Annotated in this window: 19 protein-coding genes; 10 read left to right on the forward strand and 9 right to left on the reverse strand. The window is 68.1% G+C overall.

The features are described 5' to 3' along the window. Nucleotides 1–31: 31 nt before the first annotated feature. Genes KS03_RS07620 through KS03_RS07630 form a run of 3 tightly spaced genes read right to left on the reverse strand, consistent with a single transcriptional unit; the run spans nucleotide 32 to nucleotide 2,513 of the window. The gene (locus KS03_RS07620; protein WP_015877398.1) at nucleotides 32–1,030 is read right to left on the reverse strand and encodes an HpnL family protein; all 999 of its coding nucleotides are present in this window, start codon (nucleotides 1,028–1,030) and stop codon (nucleotides 32–34) included. After that, complete coding sequence (locus tag KS03_RS07625) at nucleotides 1,027–1,836, reverse strand: 2OG-Fe(II) oxygenase (RefSeq protein ID WP_015877397.1); 810 nt, start codon at nucleotides 1,834–1,836, stop codon at nucleotides 1,027–1,029. Before KS03_RS07625 ends, KS03_RS07620 begins: the two co-directional genes overlap by 4 nt. Next, on the reverse strand, nucleotides 1,833–2,513 hold the full coding sequence (locus tag KS03_RS07630; RefSeq protein WP_015877396.1) for a CDP-alcohol phosphatidyltransferase family protein: 681 nt from the start codon (nucleotides 2,511–2,513) through the stop codon (nucleotides 1,833–1,835). The genes KS03_RS07625 and KS03_RS07630 overlap by 4 nt, the downstream gene beginning before the upstream one ends. A gap of 861 nt (nucleotides 2,514–3,374) precedes the next feature. Between KS03_RS07630 and KS03_RS07635 the strand changes: the two genes are divergently transcribed. After that, nucleotides 3,375–4,514 carry a branched-chain amino acid ABC transporter substrate-binding protein gene (locus tag KS03_RS07635; protein WP_039205372.1) on the forward strand — a complete coding sequence of 380 codons (1,140 nt, stop codon included), beginning with the start codon at nucleotides 3,375–3,377 and terminating at the stop codon, nucleotides 4,512–4,514. A gap of 17 nt (nucleotides 4,515–4,531) precedes the next feature. On the opposite strand, the gene KS03_RS07640 is transcribed toward KS03_RS07635, so the two are convergent. Further along, nucleotides 4,532–5,269: a class I SAM-dependent methyltransferase gene (locus KS03_RS07640; protein WP_015877394.1), complete on the reverse strand. Its 738-nt coding sequence runs from the start codon at nucleotides 5,267–5,269 to the stop codon at nucleotides 4,532–4,534. A gap of 264 nt (nucleotides 5,270–5,533) precedes the next feature. Here KS03_RS07640 and KS03_RS07645 point away from each other — a divergent pair, with 264 nt between their 5' ends. After that, nucleotides 5,534–6,487: a LysR family transcriptional regulator gene (locus tag KS03_RS07645; protein ID WP_017432596.1), complete on the forward strand. Its 954-nt coding sequence runs from the start codon at nucleotides 5,534–5,536 to the stop codon at nucleotides 6,485–6,487. A 132-nt stretch (nucleotides 6,488–6,619) separates the two neighbouring features. Then, nucleotides 6,620–8,518: a S9 family peptidase gene (locus KS03_RS07650; protein ID WP_015877392.1), complete on the forward strand. Its 1,899-nt coding sequence runs from the start codon at nucleotides 6,620–6,622 to the stop codon at nucleotides 8,516–8,518. A 56-nt stretch (nucleotides 8,519–8,574) separates the two neighbouring features. Here KS03_RS07650 and KS03_RS07655 read toward each other — a convergent pair whose 3' ends face one another. Then, nucleotides 8,575–9,621 carry a LysR family transcriptional regulator gene (locus tag KS03_RS07655; RefSeq protein ID WP_015877391.1) on the reverse strand — a complete coding sequence of 349 codons (1,047 nt, stop codon included), beginning with the start codon at nucleotides 9,619–9,621 and terminating at the stop codon, nucleotides 8,575–8,577. Between the two features lie 103 nt (nucleotides 9,622–9,724). Here KS03_RS07655 and aptA point away from each other — a divergent pair, with 103 nt between their 5' ends. Next, nucleotides 9,725–11,077 (forward strand): omega-aminotransferase AptA, encoded by a 1,353-nt coding sequence (aptA, locus tag KS03_RS07660; protein WP_026051440.1) that lies wholly within the window; start codon nucleotides 9,725–9,727, stop codon nucleotides 11,075–11,077. 171 nt (nucleotides 11,078–11,248) lie between these two features. Here the strand turns inward: aptA and KS03_RS33335 are convergent, their stop codons facing one another. Then, nucleotides 11,249–11,638: a thermostable hemolysin gene (locus KS03_RS33335; RefSeq protein WP_080569399.1), complete on the reverse strand. Its 390-nt coding sequence runs from the start codon at nucleotides 11,636–11,638 to the stop codon at nucleotides 11,249–11,251. 174 nt (nucleotides 11,639–11,812) lie between these two features. Between KS03_RS33335 and KS03_RS33050 the strand changes: the two genes are divergently transcribed. The 4 genes from KS03_RS33050 to KS03_RS07675 all read left to right on the forward strand — a co-directional run bounded on the left by KS03_RS33050 (nucleotide 11,813) and on the right by KS03_RS07675 (nucleotide 15,474). Then, the gene (locus tag KS03_RS33050; protein ID WP_260849257.1) at nucleotides 11,813–11,941 is read left to right on the forward strand and encodes a hypothetical protein; all 129 of its coding nucleotides are present in this window, start codon (nucleotides 11,813–11,815) and stop codon (nucleotides 11,939–11,941) included. Between the two features lie 276 nt (nucleotides 11,942–12,217). Continuing rightward, on the forward strand, nucleotides 12,218–12,382 hold the full coding sequence (locus KS03_RS32265; RefSeq protein ID WP_017432593.1) for a hypothetical protein: 165 nt from the start codon (nucleotides 12,218–12,220) through the stop codon (nucleotides 12,380–12,382). Nucleotides 12,383–12,446: 64 nt separating this feature from the next. Continuing rightward, the gene (locus KS03_RS07670) at nucleotides 12,447–13,673 is read left to right on the forward strand and encodes a cyanate transporter (protein WP_015877389.1); all 1,227 of its coding nucleotides are present in this window, start codon (nucleotides 12,447–12,449) and stop codon (nucleotides 13,671–13,673) included. Between the two features lie 391 nt (nucleotides 13,674–14,064). Beyond that, on the forward strand, nucleotides 14,065–15,474 hold the full coding sequence (locus tag KS03_RS07675; protein WP_015877388.1) for an LLM class flavin-dependent oxidoreductase: 1,410 nt from the start codon (nucleotides 14,065–14,067) through the stop codon (nucleotides 15,472–15,474). Nucleotides 15,475–16,335: 861 nt separating this feature from the next. Here KS03_RS07675 and KS03_RS07685 read toward each other — a convergent pair. From KS03_RS07685 to KS03_RS29685, 3 genes are all read right to left on the reverse strand, one after another. Next, entirely contained in the window at nucleotides 16,336–16,533 is a 198-nt protein-coding gene (locus tag KS03_RS07685) for a hypothetical protein (protein WP_015877387.1), read from the reverse strand. A 71-nt stretch (nucleotides 16,534–16,604) separates the two neighbouring features. Beyond that, entirely contained in the window at nucleotides 16,605–16,901 is a 297-nt protein-coding gene (locus KS03_RS07690; protein ID WP_017423687.1) for a hypothetical protein, read from the reverse strand. A 148-nt stretch (nucleotides 16,902–17,049) separates the two neighbouring features. After that, nucleotides 17,050–17,867, reverse strand: a protein-coding gene (locus KS03_RS29685; RefSeq protein ID WP_085962362.1) for an IS5-like element ISBugl2 family transposase whose coding sequence is annotated in 2 segments (ribosomal slippage) — nucleotides 17,050–17,519 and nucleotides 17,519–17,867 — 819 coding nt in all. Because the reading frame shifts where the segments join, the coding sequence is not laid out codon by codon here. Nucleotides 17,868–18,275: 408 nt separating this feature from the next. Here KS03_RS29685 and KS03_RS07695 point away from each other — a divergent pair. Continuing rightward, the gene (locus KS03_RS07695; protein WP_039202873.1) at nucleotides 18,276–19,049 is read left to right on the forward strand and encodes a hypothetical protein; all 774 of its coding nucleotides are present in this window, start codon (nucleotides 18,276–18,278) and stop codon (nucleotides 19,047–19,049) included. Further along, nucleotides 19,046–20,290, forward strand: coding sequence for a hypothetical protein (locus KS03_RS07700; RefSeq protein ID WP_015877386.1), 1,245 nt, complete (start codon nucleotides 19,046–19,048; stop codon nucleotides 20,288–20,290). Before KS03_RS07695 ends, KS03_RS07700 begins: the two co-directional genes overlap by 4 nt. Nucleotides 20,291–20,294 lie beyond the last annotated feature (4 nt).

The following is a 20,294-nucleotide window of genomic DNA, read 5'->3' on the forward strand; positions in this document are numbered from 1 at the left end:
GGTTGGTTGCGACGTGGCCCGGAGCGGGCCTTTAGTCCGCGAGCTGCGGCGCACGGCGCCGCTGCCAGTTTCGTTCAATGAAATGCAGGTACAGGATGCCGGGCAGGCCGAACGCGAGCTCGCGCGCGCGCTTGGCGAGCGACAGCGCGAGCGCCGCGTCCGGCGGCAGCCCGACGAGCGGGGCGAGCAGCAGATAGCCGCCTTCCTGCGCGCCGAGCGAGCCGGGAATCATGAAGGCGGCGCCGCGAATCGCCTGGCCGACGCTCTCCAGCAGCAGCGCGTCGACGAGCCCGACCGGGTGGCCGAGGAAGTGCAGCGCGAGCCACACCTCGCCGGTGCCGAGCACCCAGCCGGCGAAGCTGAACCAGAAGGTGCGCACGACGCGGTCGCGCTTGCCGTACAGCTCGCCGACTGCCGAGTCGATCGCGTCGGCACGGGTGGCGAGCGAGGGCCAGTCGCGCGGGCCGAGCGCCTTCGAGACCATGCGCAGCCCGCGGCCGAACAGGCCGCGCCGCTGCGCGAGATAGAAGCCCGCCGCGCAGATGCCGAGCAGCGCCGTGGCGATCAGCGCCGGGGTGCGCAGGTGCGCGGCCGCCTCGCTGTGGGTGCCGACGCTGAAGGTGGCGATCCCGGCCAGCGCGAACAGGATCTGCGCGAGCGCCTGCATGGTGGTGCTGACCGTGACGGCCGCGGCCGCGCGCGGCATCGGCACGCCCTTTTGCGAGAGATAGCGCGCCATCAGCACCGGGCCGCCGATCTGGCCGGCCGGCAGCAGGCTGTTGACCGACTCGAGCACCCAGCGCGCGCGCAGCGAATCGCGCAGCGACGCGCCCGGCGTGCCGCGCGGAAACATCACGGCGATCGCGCGCGCGTCGAACACGAGCGGCACCAGATGGAACAGGGCGACGAGGGCGAGGCCCCAGCCGGCCGTGGCGAGCGTCGACACCACGGCGCCGAAGCCCTGCCACGACAGCAACGCGATGAACAATACCGTCCCGACGGACAGCAGGATCAGGCCGGCGCGCGTCATGAGCGGGTCGGGCGGCGCGTCGCGAGCTGCTTGAACACCTGCCGGAAGCCGAAGTAGGCGATCGCGTCCTTCATGTTCGAGATGAAGCGCTTCCACGGCCGCATGCCCGGGTCGGTCACGTACTCGAAGGTCAGCGAGACGCGGATCTCGTTCTCGCGCGCGGGCGTCACGCGGTGGCGCAGCTTGTCGCCGTCGAACAGCACGATGCCGCCGTCGGCGATCCGCACCGCGCCCGGCTCATCGGGCCGGGCCGGGTTGCGCGTGTGCAGTTCGTACTCGAGCTGGCACGAGGATTCGTCGATCACGCCGATCAGGAGCGTGTAGCGGCGGCCGTCGTAGTACGAGGTGTCGTAGTGCCAGCCGATGTGGTCGCCCGGCTTCGTGTAGTAGTAGAGCGCGTAGGCATGCGGATCGTCGGCGGGCGAGACCTGCAGCGTGTCGCCGGTGAGCGTCTCGAGCAGGCCGAGCAGCGCCTTCGAGCGGTACAGCTCGGCGATGTAGGGCGCCTTCTCGTCGATCGTGTGGCGGCTCACGCTGCCGCCCTGCTTGTGGCCCGGCAGATAGTTCCGGTTCAGCTCGGGCAGCAGCGCGCGCGCAAGCCCGGCCAGCTGCGCGGCGGCCTCCTTCGGCAGGAACCGCTCGAGGTAGAGGAACGCGCCCTGGCGGTCGAAGTCCTGCCGCAGGCGGTCGGTGTCGAGCGTCGCCACGGCGGCGGCGACGATCCGGTCGGCGCTCACGGGCGCACTCGCGCCGGCAGCCGCGCCGGCGGCGCGCGGCTCGATTCCGGCTTCGATGGGGGTGCTCATTTCGTCGGCTGGATTTCGGTGGGATTGCTGGCGGCGGCACGGGCGGTGCCGCGGCGCACGATGCGCCAGTAGTCGATCACGACCCAGGCCGCGAACAGCGGGGCGCCGATCGCGGCCGCGAACACGAAGCGCTCGACGCCGTCGAACAGCGTCACCAGCGGCAGCAGATAGAGCACGTCCTCGGTCTCGAAGCCGCCGATCGACGCCTGCCTGGTGCCGGCCTTGCCGGCGAACGATTCGATCCGCATGCGCAGGAAGAAGATCAGCGCCACGGCCGCGCCGGCCACGGTGCCGAGCAGCACCGGCGGCGCGAACATCCGGCCGCCCTGGGCGACGATGCCCGCCCCCATGCAGACGAACAGCGCCACGGTGATCACCGCGTCGCTCGCGAGGTCGTAGAAATGCCCGATCTTGCTGGTCTTGCCGCTGATGCGCGCCAGTTCGCCGTCGGTATGGTCGACGAAATTGGACAGCACGATCAGGAAAGCCCCCGCGTTGCTCCAGCCGAAACCGCCCTGCGCGAGGCAGACCGCGCCGGCCAGGCCGATCAGCAGCCGCAGCGTGGTCAGGTGGTTCGGGGTGACGGGCGTATCGACGAGCGGCGTGACGAGCCGGCGCGCGAGCCGCGCGTCCCAGGTGCGAGGGGGCGGCGGCGCGATGAATTTTCTTTGGTCCATCGGCGGAATATATACGGATTTGTAACGATTTGCTTTTTGGCAGGGCTCGATTTTGACATGACGATGTCTCGCCGGGGTTTGAGCAAAAAGGGATCGATGTCCGCCGTGGTGGATGCGCAGACGGATTTTGGGGCGTTTAGCCGCGATTCGTGGCGCCGGCGCGCCCGGCGGCGTGCCGCGGCCGGGCGCTGCGAGCTTGCCGGACGGGCGAGAGCGCCGATGGGGGGCGGCGCGAGGACCGAGGCCGGGCCGTTGGCGAGCGGCGAAATGGGCTGGGCGGTGTTGCGTGCCGCGCCGTGGCGGGCGCCGCTGCGCGAGCCGGCTTCGGCGTGCCGGCCGGCATGTCGCGCGGCACCGGCGGGGCGGGCCGCCCGTGCCTCGATGATGCCTCGATGCCTCGATGCCTCGTGCCGGAAAATTGAAACAATCGGCCGTCACCGCACCGATCACGCAACGCGCTCGCGCCGCGCACCGTCTTGCGGCTCGGATGCGCGCCCTCCGGTTCCAAGCGCGGCGCGCGGCGCATTTCACATGCCCTCTATTGCCCGCCGGCCTGAGAGCGCGACCAACGGTGCGGATCTGCCCGCGGCGGCGAGCGTCCCCGCGTTCGCGGCGCCGCCCGGCTGCGGCGCCGATGCCACCGCCCGTACCGCCGGCAGTGCCGCGCGATCCACGCCGTCGCCGCCCGGGCCGGCGTGTCGCCGAGTCATAAAAAAATGCGGCGGCCATGGGGTTTTCCTTTCGATTTCAGTACACTGTCCGACCTCGCGGTCCGACCCCGCCGCGGTCCGACCCCGCCTTTGCCACCCCGCCTTTCCCACCATGCAACCGGAGGAACCCTTTCGCATGAAGCAGACATCCATGGCCGGCGCGCGCGCCGCCATCTGGCTCGGCGTCGCCGCGCTGTTTTCGCTGACGGCCGCGAGCGGCGCGCTGGCGGACCAGGTCGTGAAGATCGGCAGCGTCGAACCGCTGACGGGCGGTGCCTCGCATCTGGGCAAGGACAACGAGAACGGCGCGCGCCTCGCCGTCGAGGAGATCAACGCGCAGGGCCTGACGATCGGCGGCCGCAAGATCACGCTGCAGCTCGACGGCCAGGACGACGCGGGCGACCCGCGCACGGCCACGCAGGTCGCGCAGAAGCTCGTCGACGAGAAGGTCGCGGCGGTGGTCGGCCACCTGAATTCGGGCACCTCGATCCCGGCCTCGAAGATCTACAGCGATGCCGGCATCGTGCAGATCTCGCCGTCCGCGACCAACCCGGTCTACACCCGGCAGGGTTTCAAGACCACCTACCGGATGGTCGCGACCGACGCGCAGCAGGGCCCGGCACTCGCGAGCTACGCGCATGCCAAGTCGATCAGGACCGTCGCCGTGATCGACGACTCCACCGCCTACGGCCAGGGGCTCGCCAACGAGTTCGAGAAGAAGGCCAAGGCGCTCGGCATCAAGGTGCTCTCGCACGACGCGACCAACGACAAGGCGGTCGATTTCCGCGCGATCCTCACCCGGATCAAGGGCGAGAACCCGGACGCGATCATGTACGGCGGCATGGATGCCACGGGCGGCCCGCTCGCCAAGCAGGCGCGCCAGCTCGGCCTGCGCGCGAAGCTGTTCTCCGGCGACGGCGTCTGCACCGAGCAGCTGTCGGAGCTCGCCGGCCCGGCCGCCGACAACGTGATCTGCTCGCAGCCGGGCGCCGCGCTCGAGACGATGCCGGGCGGCGCGGCGTTCCAGGCCAAGTACCAGAAGCGCTTCGGCCAGATCATCAAGTTCGACGCGCCGTTTTCGTACGACGCGGTGTACATCATCGTCGACGCGATGAAGCGCGCGAACTCGACCGATCCGGCGAAGATCCTCGCGGCGATGCCGGCCACCGACCACCAGGGCGTGATCGGCCAGACCGTGTTCGACGCGAAGGGCGACCTGAAGCACGGCGTGATCTCGCTGTACGGCTACAAGGCCGGCAAGAAGACCTTCGTCGACCAGGTGAAGATGTAATCGGCCCGCGGCCGTCTTCAGCGGGCGCGCCGGCGCGCGGCCACCAGCATCATCATCGGCCGCTCGCGTTCCTTCTCCAGTTCGGGCTGCGCCGCCACCTGCGCCGGCGTCGGCCCCCATTCGGTCAGATGTTCGAACACGAACCCCGACTCCACCAGCAGATTCAGCAGCGTGCCGAGCGTGCGATGCTGCTTGATCACGCCCTCGGTCAGCCAGTTCACCTCGCGCCGCCCCTCGCGCTGATAGCCCTCCAGCGGCCAGAAGCGGCCGCCGTCGGCGTCGCTGCGAAAGCCGGGATGCGCCGGCGCGGTCAGCACCGGATGCTCCATCGAGAACACCAGCCGGCCGTCGGGCACCAGCGCGTGGTGGATCGCCTGCATCAGCCCGGGCAGGTTCTCGATGTAGTGGAACACCAGCGAGCTGTAGACGAGATCGAATGCGGCGGCCGGCAGGTCGAGCCGTTCGAGATCGGTGCGGCGGTAGGCGACGCGCGTGTCGCTGGTGGAGGCGGCGGCGCGTTCGAGCATGCGCTCCGAGACGTCGATGCCGAGCACGCTGGCCGCGCCGTGCTCGGCCGCCCAGCGGCAGAACCAGCCGTAGCCGCAGCCGAGATCAACGATGCGCAGCTCGCGCGGGTCGGGCAGCAGCGCGCGCAGCGCCGGCCATTCCGGGGCGCCGTCGAGCCCGTGAATCGAGCGGTTCAGCTGGGCGTAGCTGGCGAAGAAAGCCGGATCGTCGTAGATGTTCTGTGTCACCGCTGGGGCTCCCGAGATCGATTCGCAGCCGTCCGCGCCCGGCTGTCCGGCGGGCACGCCCGGCGAGCCGCGCGGCGGCGAGGTGATGAATGCTCGGGGATCGTAGCGCGTAACGCAAGCACTGGCGAGCCGGGGCTTGAGGCAGGTCTTTTTGTGCGCGATGGGGCGCGCTCGGCGCTGCGGCCGGCCGGCTCGCGGCCGGTGCCGGGCGGCCGCGCCCGGCTGCTACACTGAATCGCTCCGACTCTCCACCCGCTCCCGATCATGACCACCGCGTCGTCCGGCTTCGTCGCCGGCAACACGCTGCTGAACCCGCAGTGGCTGCGCACTTTCGAAACCCTCGTCGATACCGGCAATTTCACGCGCGCGGCGGAGCGGCTCGGCCTCACGCAGGCCGCCGTCAGCCAGCATCTGCGCCACCTGGAACAGCAGCTCGGGCTGCTCGTGATCCGGCGTCCGCGCGGTATCGACGTGACGCCCACCGGCCGCGTGGTGCTCGACTACTGCGCCGAGCTCGCGCGCGCCGACCGGCGCCTGCGCAGCCGGCTCGCCGAGGCCGACGCCGAGTGCGGCGAGATCAGCCTCATCACGCCCGGCAGCATCGGCCTGGCGATGGCGCCCTGGCTGCTCGACATGCAGCTCGAAACGCCGGGCCTGGTGGTGCGGCACCGCTTCGCGCCCGATCGCGAGGTGCTCGAAGCGGTGCTGTCGAACCGCTACGAAGTCGGGATCGTCACGCTGAAGCCGGACGACGAGCGGCTCGCCGCCCGCCGCTTCGCCGAGGAGCCGCTCGAACTCGTGGTGCCGGCGGGCGAGCGCGCGCACGACTGGGGCGACCTCCAACGGCTCGGCTTCATCGACTATCCGGACGGCATCGCGATGGCCAGCCGCCTGCTGAGCCGGCGCTTCCCCGACCACCCCGGGGTGTGCGGCCTGCCGCGCCGTGCCTTCACGAACCAGGTCGGCCTGATCCTCGAGCCGGTCGCGCGCGGGCTGGGCTTCACGGTGATTCCGCGCTACGCGCGGCAGGCGTTCGCGCGCCAGGACGCGATCGAGGTGGTGGAGTGCGGCGCCGCGGTGATGGACACGCTCTGGTTGATCCATCGCGCCGAATGGGGGCTGTCGAGCCGCATGGCGCGCGCCGTCGAGACGCTGCGCGAGCGGCTCGGCGCGGCCGTGCCCTGCGCGCGCGATGCCGCGCCGGGTTCCGTGCGCTAAGGCGCGGTGGCCGGCGCCGGACAACGCTTTCGACCGCGCGGCGGCGCTAGAATGGCGGGTCCGCCCGAGCCTTCAGCCGGGCGAGCCGGCTCTGGCCGGCGCGCCCTGGACACCAACCGAACAGGTGAGCCCATGGAACCCATCCCGCAGCGCGCCGCCGGTGCGGCGCCCGTCAAACGCCACGATGTCCGCGACTTCTTTCGCCGCCCCGCACGCACCGGCTTCCAGCTTTCGCCGGACGGCCGCCACCTGTCGTTCCTCGCGCGCCATGCCGGCCGCCTCAATCTGTTCGTGCAGGCCATCGACGGCCAGGGCCGCGTCCATGGCGAGCCGCGCGTGCTCAGCCACGAATCGGCGCGCGACGTGTCCGGCTACGTCTGGAAGGGCAATGACCGCGTGCTGTACGTGAAGGACTTCGGCGGCGACGAGAACTACCACGTGCTGTCGGTGCCGATCGACGGCGGCCCGGCCGTGGACCTGACGCCTTACGACGGCGTGCGCGCCTCGATCGTCGACCGGCTGATCGACGACGACCGCCACGTCCTGCTGTCGCACAACCGCCGCGACGCCACCGTGTTCGACGTGCTGCGGGTGGACGTGATCACCGGCGAGGCGAGCCTGGTCGCCGAGAACCCCGGCAACGTCCTCGGCTGGATGACCGACCACGCGGGGCGGCTGCGCGTGGCCGTCTCGTCGGACGGCGTGAACCGGACGCTGCTCTATCGCGACGAGGAGAGCGAGCCGTTTCGCGCGCTCGTCACCACCAACTTCCGCGAGGCGCTCGCGCCGCTCTTCTTCACGTTCGACGACCGCCGGCTCTACGTGCTGTCCAACCGCGGGCGCGACCGCGTCGCGATCTTCGAGTTCGATCCGCAGACCGGGCTGGAAGGCACGCTGCTGTTCGAGCACGCCGAGGTGGACGTGAAGGGCATGAGCTTCTCGCGCGAGCGGCGCGTGCTGACCACCGCCTGGTACGAGGACGACCGGGTCCGCGCGCATCATTTCGACGCGCGGGTGGCCGACATCTACGCCGATCTCGACGCGCGCCTGCCGGGCGGCGAATCGAGCATCGCGAGTCTCACGCGCGACGAATCGCGGATGCTGGTGCGCAACGCGCGCGACCTGTCGCCGGGCGCGGTCTGGTTCTACCACGCCGGCTCGCGCCAACTCACGCAGATCGAGGATCTCGCGCCGTGGCTCGATCCGGCCGACATGGCGCCGATGCGGCCGATCGCATACACCTCGCGCGACGGGCTGCGCATTCACGGCTACCTGACGCTGCCGGCCGGCGTCGAGCCCGACGCGCCCGGCGCCGCGAAGCTGCCGCTGGTGGTGAACCCGCATGGCGGGCCGTGGGCGCGCGACCACTGGGGCTTCGATCCCGAGGTGCAGCTGCTCGCCAATCGCGGCTATGCGGTGCTGCAGATGAACTTCCGCGGCTCGGTGGGCTATGGCCGCGCGTTCTGGGAGGCGAGCTTCGGCCAGTGGGGCCGGGCGATGCAGAACGACATCGACGACGGCGTCGACTGGCTGGTGGGGCAGGGGCTCGTCGATCCGGCGCGCGTCGCGATCTACGGCGCGAGCTACGGCGGCTACGCGGCGCTGGCCGGCGTCGCGTTCACGCCCGAGCGCTATGCGGCCGCCGTCGACTACGTCGGCGTCTCCAACCTGTTCACGCTGCTCGAATCGATGCCGCCTTACTGGAAGCCGCTGCGCGAGATGATGTACGAGCAGATCGGCAACCCGAACACCGAGGCCGGGCGGCAGGCGCTGCACGACGCCTCGCCGCTGTTCTTCGCCGATCGCATCGTCACGCCGCTGTTCGTCGCGCAGGGGGCCAACGATCCGCGCGTCAAGCAGGCCGAGAGCGACCAGATCGTGGCCGCGCTGCGCGAGCGCGGGGTGGACGTCAAGTACATGCTGAAGGCCGACGAGGGGCACGGCTTCGCCAACGAGGAGAACCAGTACGAGTTCTACGAGGCGATGATCGCGTTTCTCGACACGCATCTCGGCACCGCGCGCGAGGGCTGAGGGCGGCGCTGCCTGCCGGCGGGCGGCGCGCCGGCCCTGCGCGAAAGGCGCGCCGCTCAGGCCGTGCCGGTCTTGCGTGCGGCGCGGCGTGCCGCCGGTGCGCCGTTCGCCCGCGGTGCCGCATTCCCGTCCTTCTCTCTCGTGCCCGCCGCCGGCTGCCCGGGCGCACCGCCCGCATGCGCGGCGCCCAGGCATTCCTGGAACAGCAGCGCGGCCCGCGACGGCTGCGGCGAGCGCCGGTGCAGGCTGACGAACCGGCAGCGGTACTGGAAGCGGTGCGGCGCGACCGCCTGCATGCGGCCGGCGCGCTCGAAACTCTCGGCGTAGTGGTCGGGCAGGAAGCCGAGGAAGCAGCCCGAGAGGATCAGCGTGGCGATCGACTCCTGGTCCGAGGCCGTGGCGCTGCGCGTGAGCCTGGCGCGATGGGTGAGCTGCAGGTTCGGCGAATGGAAGCCGAGTCCGGCGAAGGCATGCTCGCGAATCCGCTCCCAGCCCAGCCGCCGGTGCGCGGCGCCGAACAGCGGGTGGCCGGCGCCGCAATAGAGCAGCATCCGCTCGTCGAACAGCGCGGTGTAGACGAGGCTGCCCGAGCTGCGGTGCTCGGGGATGATGCCGATCTGGTAGCTGCCGTCGATCACGCCGCGCTCGATCTCCTGGATCGAACCCACATGCAGGTTCAACCCCACGTCGGGGGCGGCCTGCGTGAAGCGGCGGATCGCGTCGGCGACGCGCGCGGCCGGATTGGTGGCGGTCTTGTCGAACATGGCGATCTGCAGCTCGCCGCCCATCCGGTCGTGAATGCCGTCCACGCGGCTGCGGAACGCCTCCAGCGACGCGAGCAGCCGCAGGGTTTCCTCGTAGACGGTCTGCCCCTCCGGCGTCAGCGTGAAGCCGGCGCGCCCGCGCCGGCACAGCACCAGGCCCAGCCGCGTTTCGAGGTCCTTCACGTGGCGGCTGATGGTCGAGATCCCGATATTGAGTTCCAGTTCGGCCGCGGCCATCCCGCCGCACTGCACGACCACCTTGAACACGCGCAGCAGGCGCAGGTCCATGTCGCTGAGCTGGCCGAGCAGCGCGCGATGCTTGGAAGTTCTTACTTGCATGAATGCTCAAGTAAACATTGATATTGCGATATTCAAAAGACTATCCGGCGCCCCAACAATGCGCAACACACCGAACCACGAGGAGCGCGCCGCGCCTGCCGACATGACCGAACTGACCGCCCCCCCGCAAGCGGACGCGATCCGCACCGACGCCGCCTGGCTCGACGCCCACTGGATGCCGTTTACCGGCAATCGCCAGTTCAAGCAGGACCCGCGCATCATCGTGGAGGGCAAGGGCGCCTATTACACCGATGCGGCCGGCCGCAAGATCTTCGACGGCCTGTCGGGCCTCTGGTGCTGCGGCCTCGGCCACGGCCGCAGCGAGATCACCGAGGCGGTCAGCCGCCAGATCGCGAAGCTCGACTACGCGCCGGGCTTCCAGTTCGGCCATCCGCAGTCGTTCGAGCTGGCGAACCGGATCAAGGCGCTGACGCCGGCCGGCCTCGACCACGTGTTCTTCACGAGTTCGGGCTCGGAGGCCGCCGATACCTCGCTGAAGATGGCCCGCGCCTATTGGCGCGCCAAGGGCAAGGGCACCAAGACGCGCCTGATCGGCCGCGAGAAGGGCTACCACGGCGTGAACTTCGGCGGCATCTCGGTGGGCGGGATCGGCGCGAACCGCAAGCTGTTCGGCCAGGGCGTGGACGCCGATTTCCTGCCGCACACGCAGCTCGCGCAGAACCGCTTCTCGCGCGGCCTGCCCGAGCACGGCGTCGAGCTGGCCGACCGGCTGCTCGACCTGATCGCGCTGCACGACGCGTCGAACATCGCCGCGGTGATCGTCGAGCCGTTCTCGGGCTCGGCCGGCGTGGTGGTGCCGCCCAAGGGCTACCTGAAGCGGCTGCGCGAGATCTGCACCGCGCACGACATCCTGCTGATCTTCGACGAGGTGATCACGGGCTTCGGCCGTGCCGGCGCGCTGACGGGCGCCGACGCGTTCGGCGTGATGCCGGACCTGCTCAACTTCGCCAAGCAGGTCACCAACGGCACGCAGCCGCTCGGCGGCGTGGTGGCGACGCGGGAGATCCACGACACGTTCATGGCCGCGGGCGGCCCGGAATATCTGGTCGAGTTCCCGCACGGCTATACCTACTCGGCGCATCCGGTGGCCTGCGCGGCCGGCAACGCGGCGCTGGAACTGCTGCGCCGCGAGGACGGGGTGGGCCGCGTGCGTGCGCTCGCGCCGCATTTCGAGAACGCCGTCCACGGCCTGAAAGGCTTGCGCCACGTGGCCGACATCCGCAACTTCGGCCTCGCCGCCGGCATCTCGATCGATCCGCTGCCGGGCGAGCCGGCGCGGCGTCCGTTCGAGATCGCGATGCGCTGCTGGGAGAAGGGCTTCTATGTGCGCTACGGCGGCGACACGATCCAGCTCGCGCCGCCGTTCATCGCCGAGCCGCGCGAGATCGACAGCCTGGTGGGCGCGCTGGCCGAGGCGCTGAACGCCACGGCCTGAGCGAGCGCCGACGCTGATTGCCTGGCCCGGCGCTCCGCTCGAGCCGGGGCGCGATGGGCGGCGAGAACGCCGGCTTGCCGATCCGCTCGCACAAGCAGCCGCCGGCGGCCGTCGCCGCCGAGGATGCGCCGCTTCCCCAGCACCTTGCCAGCCTCGGCTCGAGGCTGGCGTTCAGGCGTTGATCGCGCTCGGCGATGCGCGCCAGCGGGCGCTCGGCGCGCGTGCGGCTTCGGGTTCGGCCCGCGTGCCGATGCACCGGGCCAGCCGCGGCACCAGCTTGATGACGCTGGCCGCGGCGCCGATGTCGTTCGAGAGCGGATTGCCGGTTTCCGCAATTTCGCTCGGAAAATATTCGATGCGCCGGACGTCGTGAATGCCCGACTCAATCGGCTGCTCCAGATAGTATTCGGAAAATAATGCATTCGCCCCGGCAAAGATGATGCCGGGGCACGCGAGAATACGCTGCGCAGCGTCGATCCATGCGACGAAATATTCAGCATCGGCTGCAATCCGCGCTGCGTAGGCGGTACGGGATTTCCTCTTTGCCGCGTCAGCCGCAATCGTCCAAAACGCCTTGCCTTTTTGTCACTCGGATCTTGATCGCCTCTCCCGGGCGGTTGCTGAAAATCGGCGGGCATGATGAGCCGGTGGCTGAATTCCGGCGGCTCGCCGATTCGATTGAATATTCGAGCTTGATGAGCTTTGTGTGCTTCTGCGCAATTCGCTGCCGAATAAATGAATAGGATTGTCCGGGTGGATAAATCCAACAATAGCGAGGTGATCGAATCGCCGGATATCGAGGCGAAGGCGCCGATTGGCTCGCGGGGCGGCGGCAGGGCCGGCCGGATCGGCGGTTCCTGGTGAATCGCGTCTGTCGATCCGGTCGGTTCCGGTGGCTCGGGGAATGCGAAACATTCGATATCGGCGAGCATCCCGATTCACGGGCTCCGCGCTTTCCGGCGCATCTCGATCGAATCATTTTTCACACGTGGTTTCAATCGTGTCAATGATTTGAGGGATTGATGCGAATGCCGCTGCCGTCACGAAACAGCGAAGCTTGATAAAATCGGCCCGCGATCCGGGCATGCCGCCTCGGCAGGGCCGCTGCGGATCGGGCTGCCCGCATGAGCGGGGCAAGCGATGCAATGGCGCGATAATGGCTCGAGCCAAGGCATCGAATCGATAAATCGCTTCAATTCGGCGGGTCAGGTGCCGATCAGCGTGCCGCGCCAGGCGAAAGGCGCACCGGTGCCGATTCCGCATTTCGACAATTTTAAAAATTCGATGACGCATATGAAATTTTAAATTGCCTTTCAGAGTCCGGGCACGATCTAATGCGCAATCACTACTCCTTGTAAAGAGCGAAAGCATGACGCAATTATCCCGCACGCCCAGCCGCGTGCCCCTGATCCTGACACTGGTGCTGGTCGGTCTGAACCTGCGGCCCTCGATGGCCGCCATCGGCCCGCTGCTGACCCCGATCCGCCACTCCATCCCGCTCAGCTACACCGTGGTATCGCTGCTGACCATGCTGCCGGTGCTGGCGATGGGCATCGCGATGTTCCGTGGCGCGCGGCTGGCCGCGCGCTGGGGCGAGCATCGCGTCATCTCGATCGCGCTGCTCGTGATCGGCCTGGCGAGCCTGGCGCGGCTGCATGCGTCCACGGCGCTCGACCTGATCCTGACCGCCGTGGTGGCAGGCATGGGCATCGCCGTGATCCAATCGGTGATGCCGGGCATCATCAAGAGCCGCTTCCCGAACGCGGTCGCGCTGCTGATGGGCGTATACGTCACCGCGATCATGGGCGGCGCGGCGCTGGCCGCCTCCACCTCGCCGTTCATCGGTGTCTGGCTGGGCGGCTGGCAGCGCGCGCTGGCGGCCTGGGCGGCACTGGCCGCCGTGGCGCTGGCGGCGTGGTACGCCATCCGCGGCGACATCGTTGCGTTCGCCGCGGCCGAAACCGGCACGGCGGGCGCGGCGGTTCAGGACGAGCCGCTGGTGGCGCGACCGCGGGCCTGGCTGCTCGGCATCTTCTTCGGGCTCGGCACGGCGTCCTATACCTGCGTGCTGGCCTGGCTGCCGCCGTTCTACGTCGAGCAGGGCTGGCCCGACACGCATGCCGGGCTGCTGCTCGCCTACCTGACCGGCATGGAAGTGGTGTCCGGGCTGGTGATGCCGGCGCTGGCGAGCCGTCACACCGACCGCCGTCCGGTGCTGCTGCTGGTGCTGGCCTCGGTGATCGCCGGTTTCGTCGGCCTGATCCTCGCGCCCGTCGCCTATCCCGTGGTCTGGGCCGGGTTGCTCGGCATCGGCATCGGCGGCCTGTTCCCGCTCAGCCTGATTGTGGCGATGGACCACATGGATGCGCCGCGCCGCGCGGGCCAGCTGGCCGCGTTCGTGCAGGGCGTGGGATACCTGATCGCGGCGATGTCGCCGCTGATCGCCGGCTTCATCAAGGATGTCTCGTCGAGCTTCACCGAGGCCTGGCTGCTGCTGGCCGTCGTGACGGTCGCCATGATGCTGATGGTGCAGCGCTTCCGGCCGGCCGACTATCCACGGCATTTCGCGGTCCGACCGGCCGCGGCCGAGCGCTAGACGCAGGCGCGGACCAGCTGCTGGCGCAGCCAGGCGTTGACGGGGTTGGCCCGCCCGCGCCGCGCGCCAGACCAGCTCAGGCGTGAAAGCGGGCATGCCTTCGGGCACGGGCGGCGCGCCTGATGCGGCACGGCATGCGGCGGCATCCACGCGCGGCCCCGCCGCGGTTGGCGACACCCGACCGGCCAAGCCTGGGCAGGGCGTCGCGCGAGGGTATCCGCGTTTGCCGATAAGCATTCGCGCGACGCAGTCATGACCTTTGCGGGAATCGTTATTGGAGACGTGGCGGCCGGTTCGATAGATTCGGCGGATGGTCCGGCTTACGGCGGGCAGCGGCCCCCATGAGCCGGTTGCGCATCGCGCGGCCCTTTTTCGACCGGAGATATCGAGCATGAGCCACCCCATCCGCTTCAATGCGTTCGAGATGAATTGCGTCGGACATCAGTCGCCGGGGCTCTGGTCGCATCCGCGCGATCGCTCGTGGCAGTACAAGGACCTCGAATACTGGACCGATCTCGCGAAGACGCTCGAGAAGGGAATCTTCGACGGCATCTTCATCGCCGACGTGATCGGCTACTACGACGTCTATCACGGCAGCAGCCACCATGCCCTGCATCAGGGCGTGCAGATTCCCGTCAACGATCCGCTGCAGCTCGCCGCGCCGATCGCGCTCGCCACCGAGCACCTCGGCATCGGCATCACCGCCTCCACCTCCTTCGAGCATCCGTACACGTTCGCGCGCCGGCTTTCCACCGCCGATCACCACACGAAGGGCCGGGTCGGCTGGAACATCGTCACGTCGTATCTGGAGAGCGGCGCGCGCAATGTCGGCCAGGCCGGGCTCGCGGATCACACCAACCGCTATGAGATCGCCGCCGAGTATCTGGAGGTGCTGTACAAGCTGTTCGAGGGGAGCTGGGAGGACGGCGCCGTGCTGCGCGACCGCGAGCGCAGGATCTTCGCCGATCCTGCGAAAATCCACGAGATCCGCCACCACGGCAGGCACTTCGAGGTGCCCGGCTACCACCTCTGCGAGCCGTCGCCGCAGCGCACGCCGGTGCTGTATCAGGCCGGTGCCTCCGGGGCCGGCAAGGCGTTCGCGGCGCAGCACGCGGAGTGCGTGTTCGTCGCCGCGCCCACGCGCGCCACGCTGCGCGACTACGTGGCCGACATCCGCCGGCGCGCGGCAGAGGCCGGGCGCGACGCGCACAAGCTGCTGATCTACACGCTGGTGACGATCGTGGTCGATGAAACCGACCAGAAAGCGCAGGCCAAGTTCGACGACTACCTGCGGCACGTGTCCTACGATGGCTCGCTGGTGCTGATGTCGGGCTGGACCGGCATCGACTTCGGCCAGTACGCACCGACCGATCTGGTGCGCCATGTCGAGACCAACGCGATCGTGTCGGCCGTCGAGCACCTGGCCGGCGGCGACCGGCGCTGGACCATCGACGAGCTGGCGCGTTTCGGCGGCGTGGGCGGCCTGGGTCCGGTGTTCGTCGGCTCGCCCGCGACGGTCGCGGACATTCTGCAGGAATGGCGCGAACACACCGGCGTGGACGGCTTCAATCTCGCCTACGCGCTCGCGCACGAGACCTTCGAGGACGTCGTCGAATATCTGGTGCCCGAATTGCAGCGGCGCGGCGCCTATCCGACCGCCTACCGGCCCGGCACGCTGCGCGAAAAGCTGTTCGGCGAGGGACCGCGCCTGGGCGGGACCCATCCCGGCGCCGCGTATCGCGACTTGTCGCGCTTCACGCGCGGCGCGCCGACCCCGGCGGCGGAAGCCACGCCCGCCTGACCCGCATCGGGCCGCTGCCCGCGCCGCGCGGGTAACTGCACGGCGATGAAAAACCCGGCCCACGACGACATGCCATGGGCCGGGCGGGATGGTGCCGGCAGGGCTTCAGCTACGGCGATCGCGGCGCGCGGCGGCTTGCACCGGGCCGCGTGCGTAGCTCGTCGCCGCCTTCAGTTGCAGCTGCGACTGGAGTTCGAACAGGGCCCACACGTTGCGCATGACGGCGCCGATTTTCGACAGTAACGAGGGCGAGGATTGACGCGAGGCGGCTTGGGTTTGGCGAAGGTTCGACATGGTCGTGTACGGAAGTGAACTAGGGTTGTTTCCTAAGTGTTAACCCTAATCTAGACCTCGACCTGCCGAATGTCAAAAGATTTCTCCTGAAGCCGCGAGGCGGCCGCCGAACCGTTGCGAAAACGCCGCGCCCGATGTCCGTGCCCCATGCCTGCTCCCGATACCCGCGCCGTTCGGTGTTCCGTGCCGGCCCCGGCGGGCGCGTATTCGGTCCGCTCCGTTCCGGCCGTTGCGCAACCCGTCCCATCGCAGGCTGGCGGCCACCGGCGAGACGCGGCTGCCGCGCCGCAGATTCGTAGCCCAGCCGCAAAGGCGTGCGGCCGGCTCGGGCACCCACGCGCCGCCCGGGTTCGGCAGCGACGCGAGCGTCATGATCTTCCAGTCGTGCGTGAAGCGCCGCTTGGCCGCCGAGTGGACCCTGTCTTGCGCGAGCCCATCGAGCCGCGTGAAACAGGTGTCGAGCCGGATCGTCGCCGTGCCATAGGATGAGCGGATTCGCCTCGCGCGGGCCGGGGCCGTTGCGATAGAAGTCTGGTGGTCCCGCCTCGGCGGCCGGCGCGGCGACGCTCAGCTGCCGAAATAGATGTTGCAAAAGCTGGCCGGGCCGACGCAGGCGTCGGGATTCCGGGCCGCCGCCGGACGCGGCGATTGCGAGGCGTGGGCCTTCGGTGCCGGCTGGTCGGCGCCGCCGGTGGCGGCCTGGGCCTGGGCGAGGCCGGCGGTGGAAACGAGCAGGGCGGCCAGCGCGAGTTGCAGCGATTTCATGTCGAATTTCCTCAGTGAGTGCCGTTGTCGTTGCAGCGGTGTCGTCACTCTAGGAGCGCGGCCTCGATCGATTAAGCCGTTGCGATGGTTAGCATCTTTCCATTTTCGCGAGGGATCGGCGTGGCGCCCTTGCGGTCAGCCAGGGCGGCGCCGTGCGCGAACGAACGGGCGTCGTGCTCGAGCAACGCGCTGCGCACGAAATGCAGGCCGGCCAGCACGCGCCGCATCGGCAGGCGCTGTTCGGGCGCCGCTTCCCAGGCGGTCCTCGTGCGCTGGATCGCACGGGTCGCCAATTCGACAGACCGTTGCGCGCGCAACAGCCTGGCCAGCGCGGGTGCCTCGAACAGCCCGGCCAGCAGGCGCAGCATGGCGCGCAGCGGAACCCGCCAGCGCGCCTCGCCCGCCGCCGGCGAGCGGCTGGAGTTCGCCGCGCAGGTCGGTCACGGCGTGGCCGATCCGGCAACTCGGCCGGCTCGGCTTTCGGCCTGCCAGGCATATGTTCTCTTAGAGGCCAGTTCAAAAACCCTGCTCAGCTCGTCTGAAGATGTTCCAACAGATGATCGAGCAGCCAAGTTTGAGGAATGCTTCGTGAATGTAGGCACTTCGCTCGAAGCGAGTGCGTAGGCGCCGGAAATTGTGGAGCCAGGAATGCGTACGTTCGACCACCCAACGATACTTGCCCAGACCACTGCCATGCTCGGTCCGGCGCTTGGCGATCACGGGCTTGATACCGCGTTCGCGCAACGCGCGACGATGTCGGGTGGAATCGTAGCCGCGATCGGCGTAGACGACGCCGGGCTTCTGAAGCGGTCGGCCACGAACGCCGCGAATGGGTGGAATCGCATCAACGAGCGGCAGCAACTGCGTGACGTCGTTGGTGTTCGCGCCAGTCAGGATCGCAACGAGAGGAACGCCGTTGGCGTCTACGAGGACGTGGTGCTTGGAACCGGGTCGCGCGCGATCGGTGGGGTTCGGGCCAGTTTTTCGCCCGCCCCAACGGCGCGCACGGACGACGAATCGACCGCAGCGTATGACAGATCGATTTGGCCGGCCGCACGCAACTTGTCGAGTAGCAACTCGTGCAGTTGGTCCCATACACCAGCCTTTTGCCAGTCGCTCAATCGCCGCCAGCATGTGGCGCCCGAGCCAAAGCCCAGACGAGTCGGCAAGTGGTTCCAACGAATTCCCGTTTTGAACACGAACAGGATGCCGTTGAGAGCCGCACGGTCGGACACGCGCGGGCGACCAGGATCGCTCTTCGCTCGAAGCTTCGCAGGTGGCAGCAATGGTTCGATCAGTATCCACAGTTCGTCGTCAATGATTGGCGCTTCCATCCTTGGACTTCCGTTGTTCTGATGCCCAAGGTTAACAGCTTGCCGAGGAAGTAAACAGCCCCTCTCGGGAGTTTTTGAACTGGCCTCTTAGGAACCAGCATCTGCCTCGACCACGAAATTGCGGACGAGCCCTCGGTTTCATCACCTTGTCTACTCGGTCATACCCGCCAACGTGACAGCGCCCCGTCGGGTTCTCTTCCTCATCTTCCGGGTTCCTTTGCCGGCATTGTCACTGGCCCAGGCCCCGGTTGCGCCGCTTATCCGACTGTCCGAATTCGCGCAACCACCTCTGAGGTCGCCACTGAAAAAAACTTTTCGATGACTTAAGTTTTTGCTCGACCGTCCGTTAGTAAAGACGTAACGCCGACGCCTTGTGTCAGCTCAATCGGAAAAAGATTCAGGATTATCATGAAAAAGGCAGTATTCGCCGACGCTGTCGGCGGCGTCGTACTTACCGTGTTCGTCACGGCTGTGCTGACCATGCTGCACGCGCAGGTGGGCGGTAACCACGGAATCGTGAACTTTCTGGGCAGCGCAGAGTTGCCCATCGTCGCGTCCGTGCTGATGCTTGACTCGTTGCGCGAAGCGATTGGCTCCATCTACGAAGGCGAGCATCGGCAAAACATCTTTGTAGCCGGCATCATTCTGTTCGTCGTGGCGCTGCTTCTTGCGTCCAAGGGCGTTGATATCGAAGTCGCGCGTCATCATGCGCTCGAAAGCGCGGTGTCCTCCGCGAGCAGCTTGCAGGGCGCGACCGTCTCCCCCAACTGGTTGCACGGCGCGGTAGCGGCGTTGCCGCTACCCGCCTGGCTCGTGCCCGCCAATGTGCTCGTGTGGGTCGCGGCGATCGTGGTGTCGGTCTGGAACCGCGCGCTTGCGATCGGTGAGAAGGCGCGCTCGATATCCACTGAAAACGTTCATGCCTTCATCCGTCTGCTCGACGAAAGCCGTAGCGGCGATGCGGTCGTCGCATCGCTGTTGGAAGACGAGCGCTGCATCCGCGCGCAACTGGAAAGCGCGGCCGCCGCGAACGATCCAAAGTACCTGCGCGCCGCGCGCCTCCGCCATGTCCGCGCCATCGAGGCGCTAAAGATGTGTCTGCGTCGCACGATGCTCGATGATACGTCCGACGAGCAGGGCGTTCCGCCTCATGCTTTAGCCGATAGCGTTACAAGAAAATGATCCAGCTTCTCCTCCATTTGCTCGGCGCGCGCTATCTTGGCCGTCATGTTACGAAACTGCTGATTCTCGGCGCGATCTGGCTTGGCGTCGGAGCATTCGTGGTAGTCGATGCGCTGGACGGCGCACTGTGGTTTCCGCTGCAAACCTTCGGCGTGCTGCTGGCAACGGAAGGCGCCGCTGCGATCGTGCTGGCGAAGAGCGGCTTGTCTATACAGACCCGCTTTCGCGTTATAAAAGGTCTGATCGGCGTGCTGATTGGCATACTCATCATCATCCGCCACCGCTATTCCGACTTTCTCCTCGCCATGACTTTCGGTGCGGGCTTCGCGCTAGAGGGGGCTCTCCTTATCGCGGCGGCATGGGTGGTGCGGTACCGCCATTGGCGCTCCACCATGGCGCTCGGCGCGATGAGCCTGGCGCTGGCGATCTTTTTCTTCCAACCGTACCCGACGCACTATCGCGGCACGGTGCCGTACTGCATCGGCCTGTGGATGGCCGTCAGCGGCTGCCGCATGATCTGGCTGTATCTCCGTGTGCGCAAGGGGGTGCTGGCGGAAGTCGCGGACACGCCATTGAACGTGACTTCCAATGCGGTGCCGATGATCGTGCACGTATGGACACCTGTAGGTTCGGCAAAGAGTAAGGCGCTCAACCGCCCGGTGATGGATCGCTATATCGCCGCAGTCGACGCCGACGGTGTGATTTCCACCGGTCATGCGGCGCTGGAGGCTGGCGATCTTTACTTGAGCCTCTACCCCGCAGTGGAGATCGACCGTTCTCCTGAAGAGTTCGCACGTTTGCTGCGGGCCGATGCCTTCAACAACGTGGCTGGACGTTATCTGCCGAGCTATCCGGAAGAAGCGGCCAACTGGTGCGAATCGACCGCGCGCATTACTTTCCGCCGTTTCGATTTTGCCCGTCTTCGCGACTTCGTGCGTGGCTATCAATCAACCGCGATCTACAACCTTACCAATCGAAACTGTTCGAGCACCGTCGCGGAAGGCCTCGAAGCCGCGCTCGCGGGCACGGCGTATCGCGACGGTGGCTGGGCGGATGCGCTGCGCCCGATCGCGACGCCCGAATTGTGGATCGCCGCGCAGTTGCGCCATCGCGCCCGCACCATGGCATGGACGCCGGGACTGGTGCTCGATTACGCACGCGCGCTACGCGTGGTGACCGATCCACCAGCGCTCGGTTGGCTTGCACTGGCGACGCGGGTTTTCAGACATGCGCGCCGCTAGCCGC

It is taken from the genome of Burkholderia glumae LMG 2196 = ATCC 33617 (genome assembly GCF_000960995.1).
GTDB lineage: Bacteria > Pseudomonadota > Gammaproteobacteria > Burkholderiales > Burkholderiaceae > Burkholderia > Burkholderia glumae.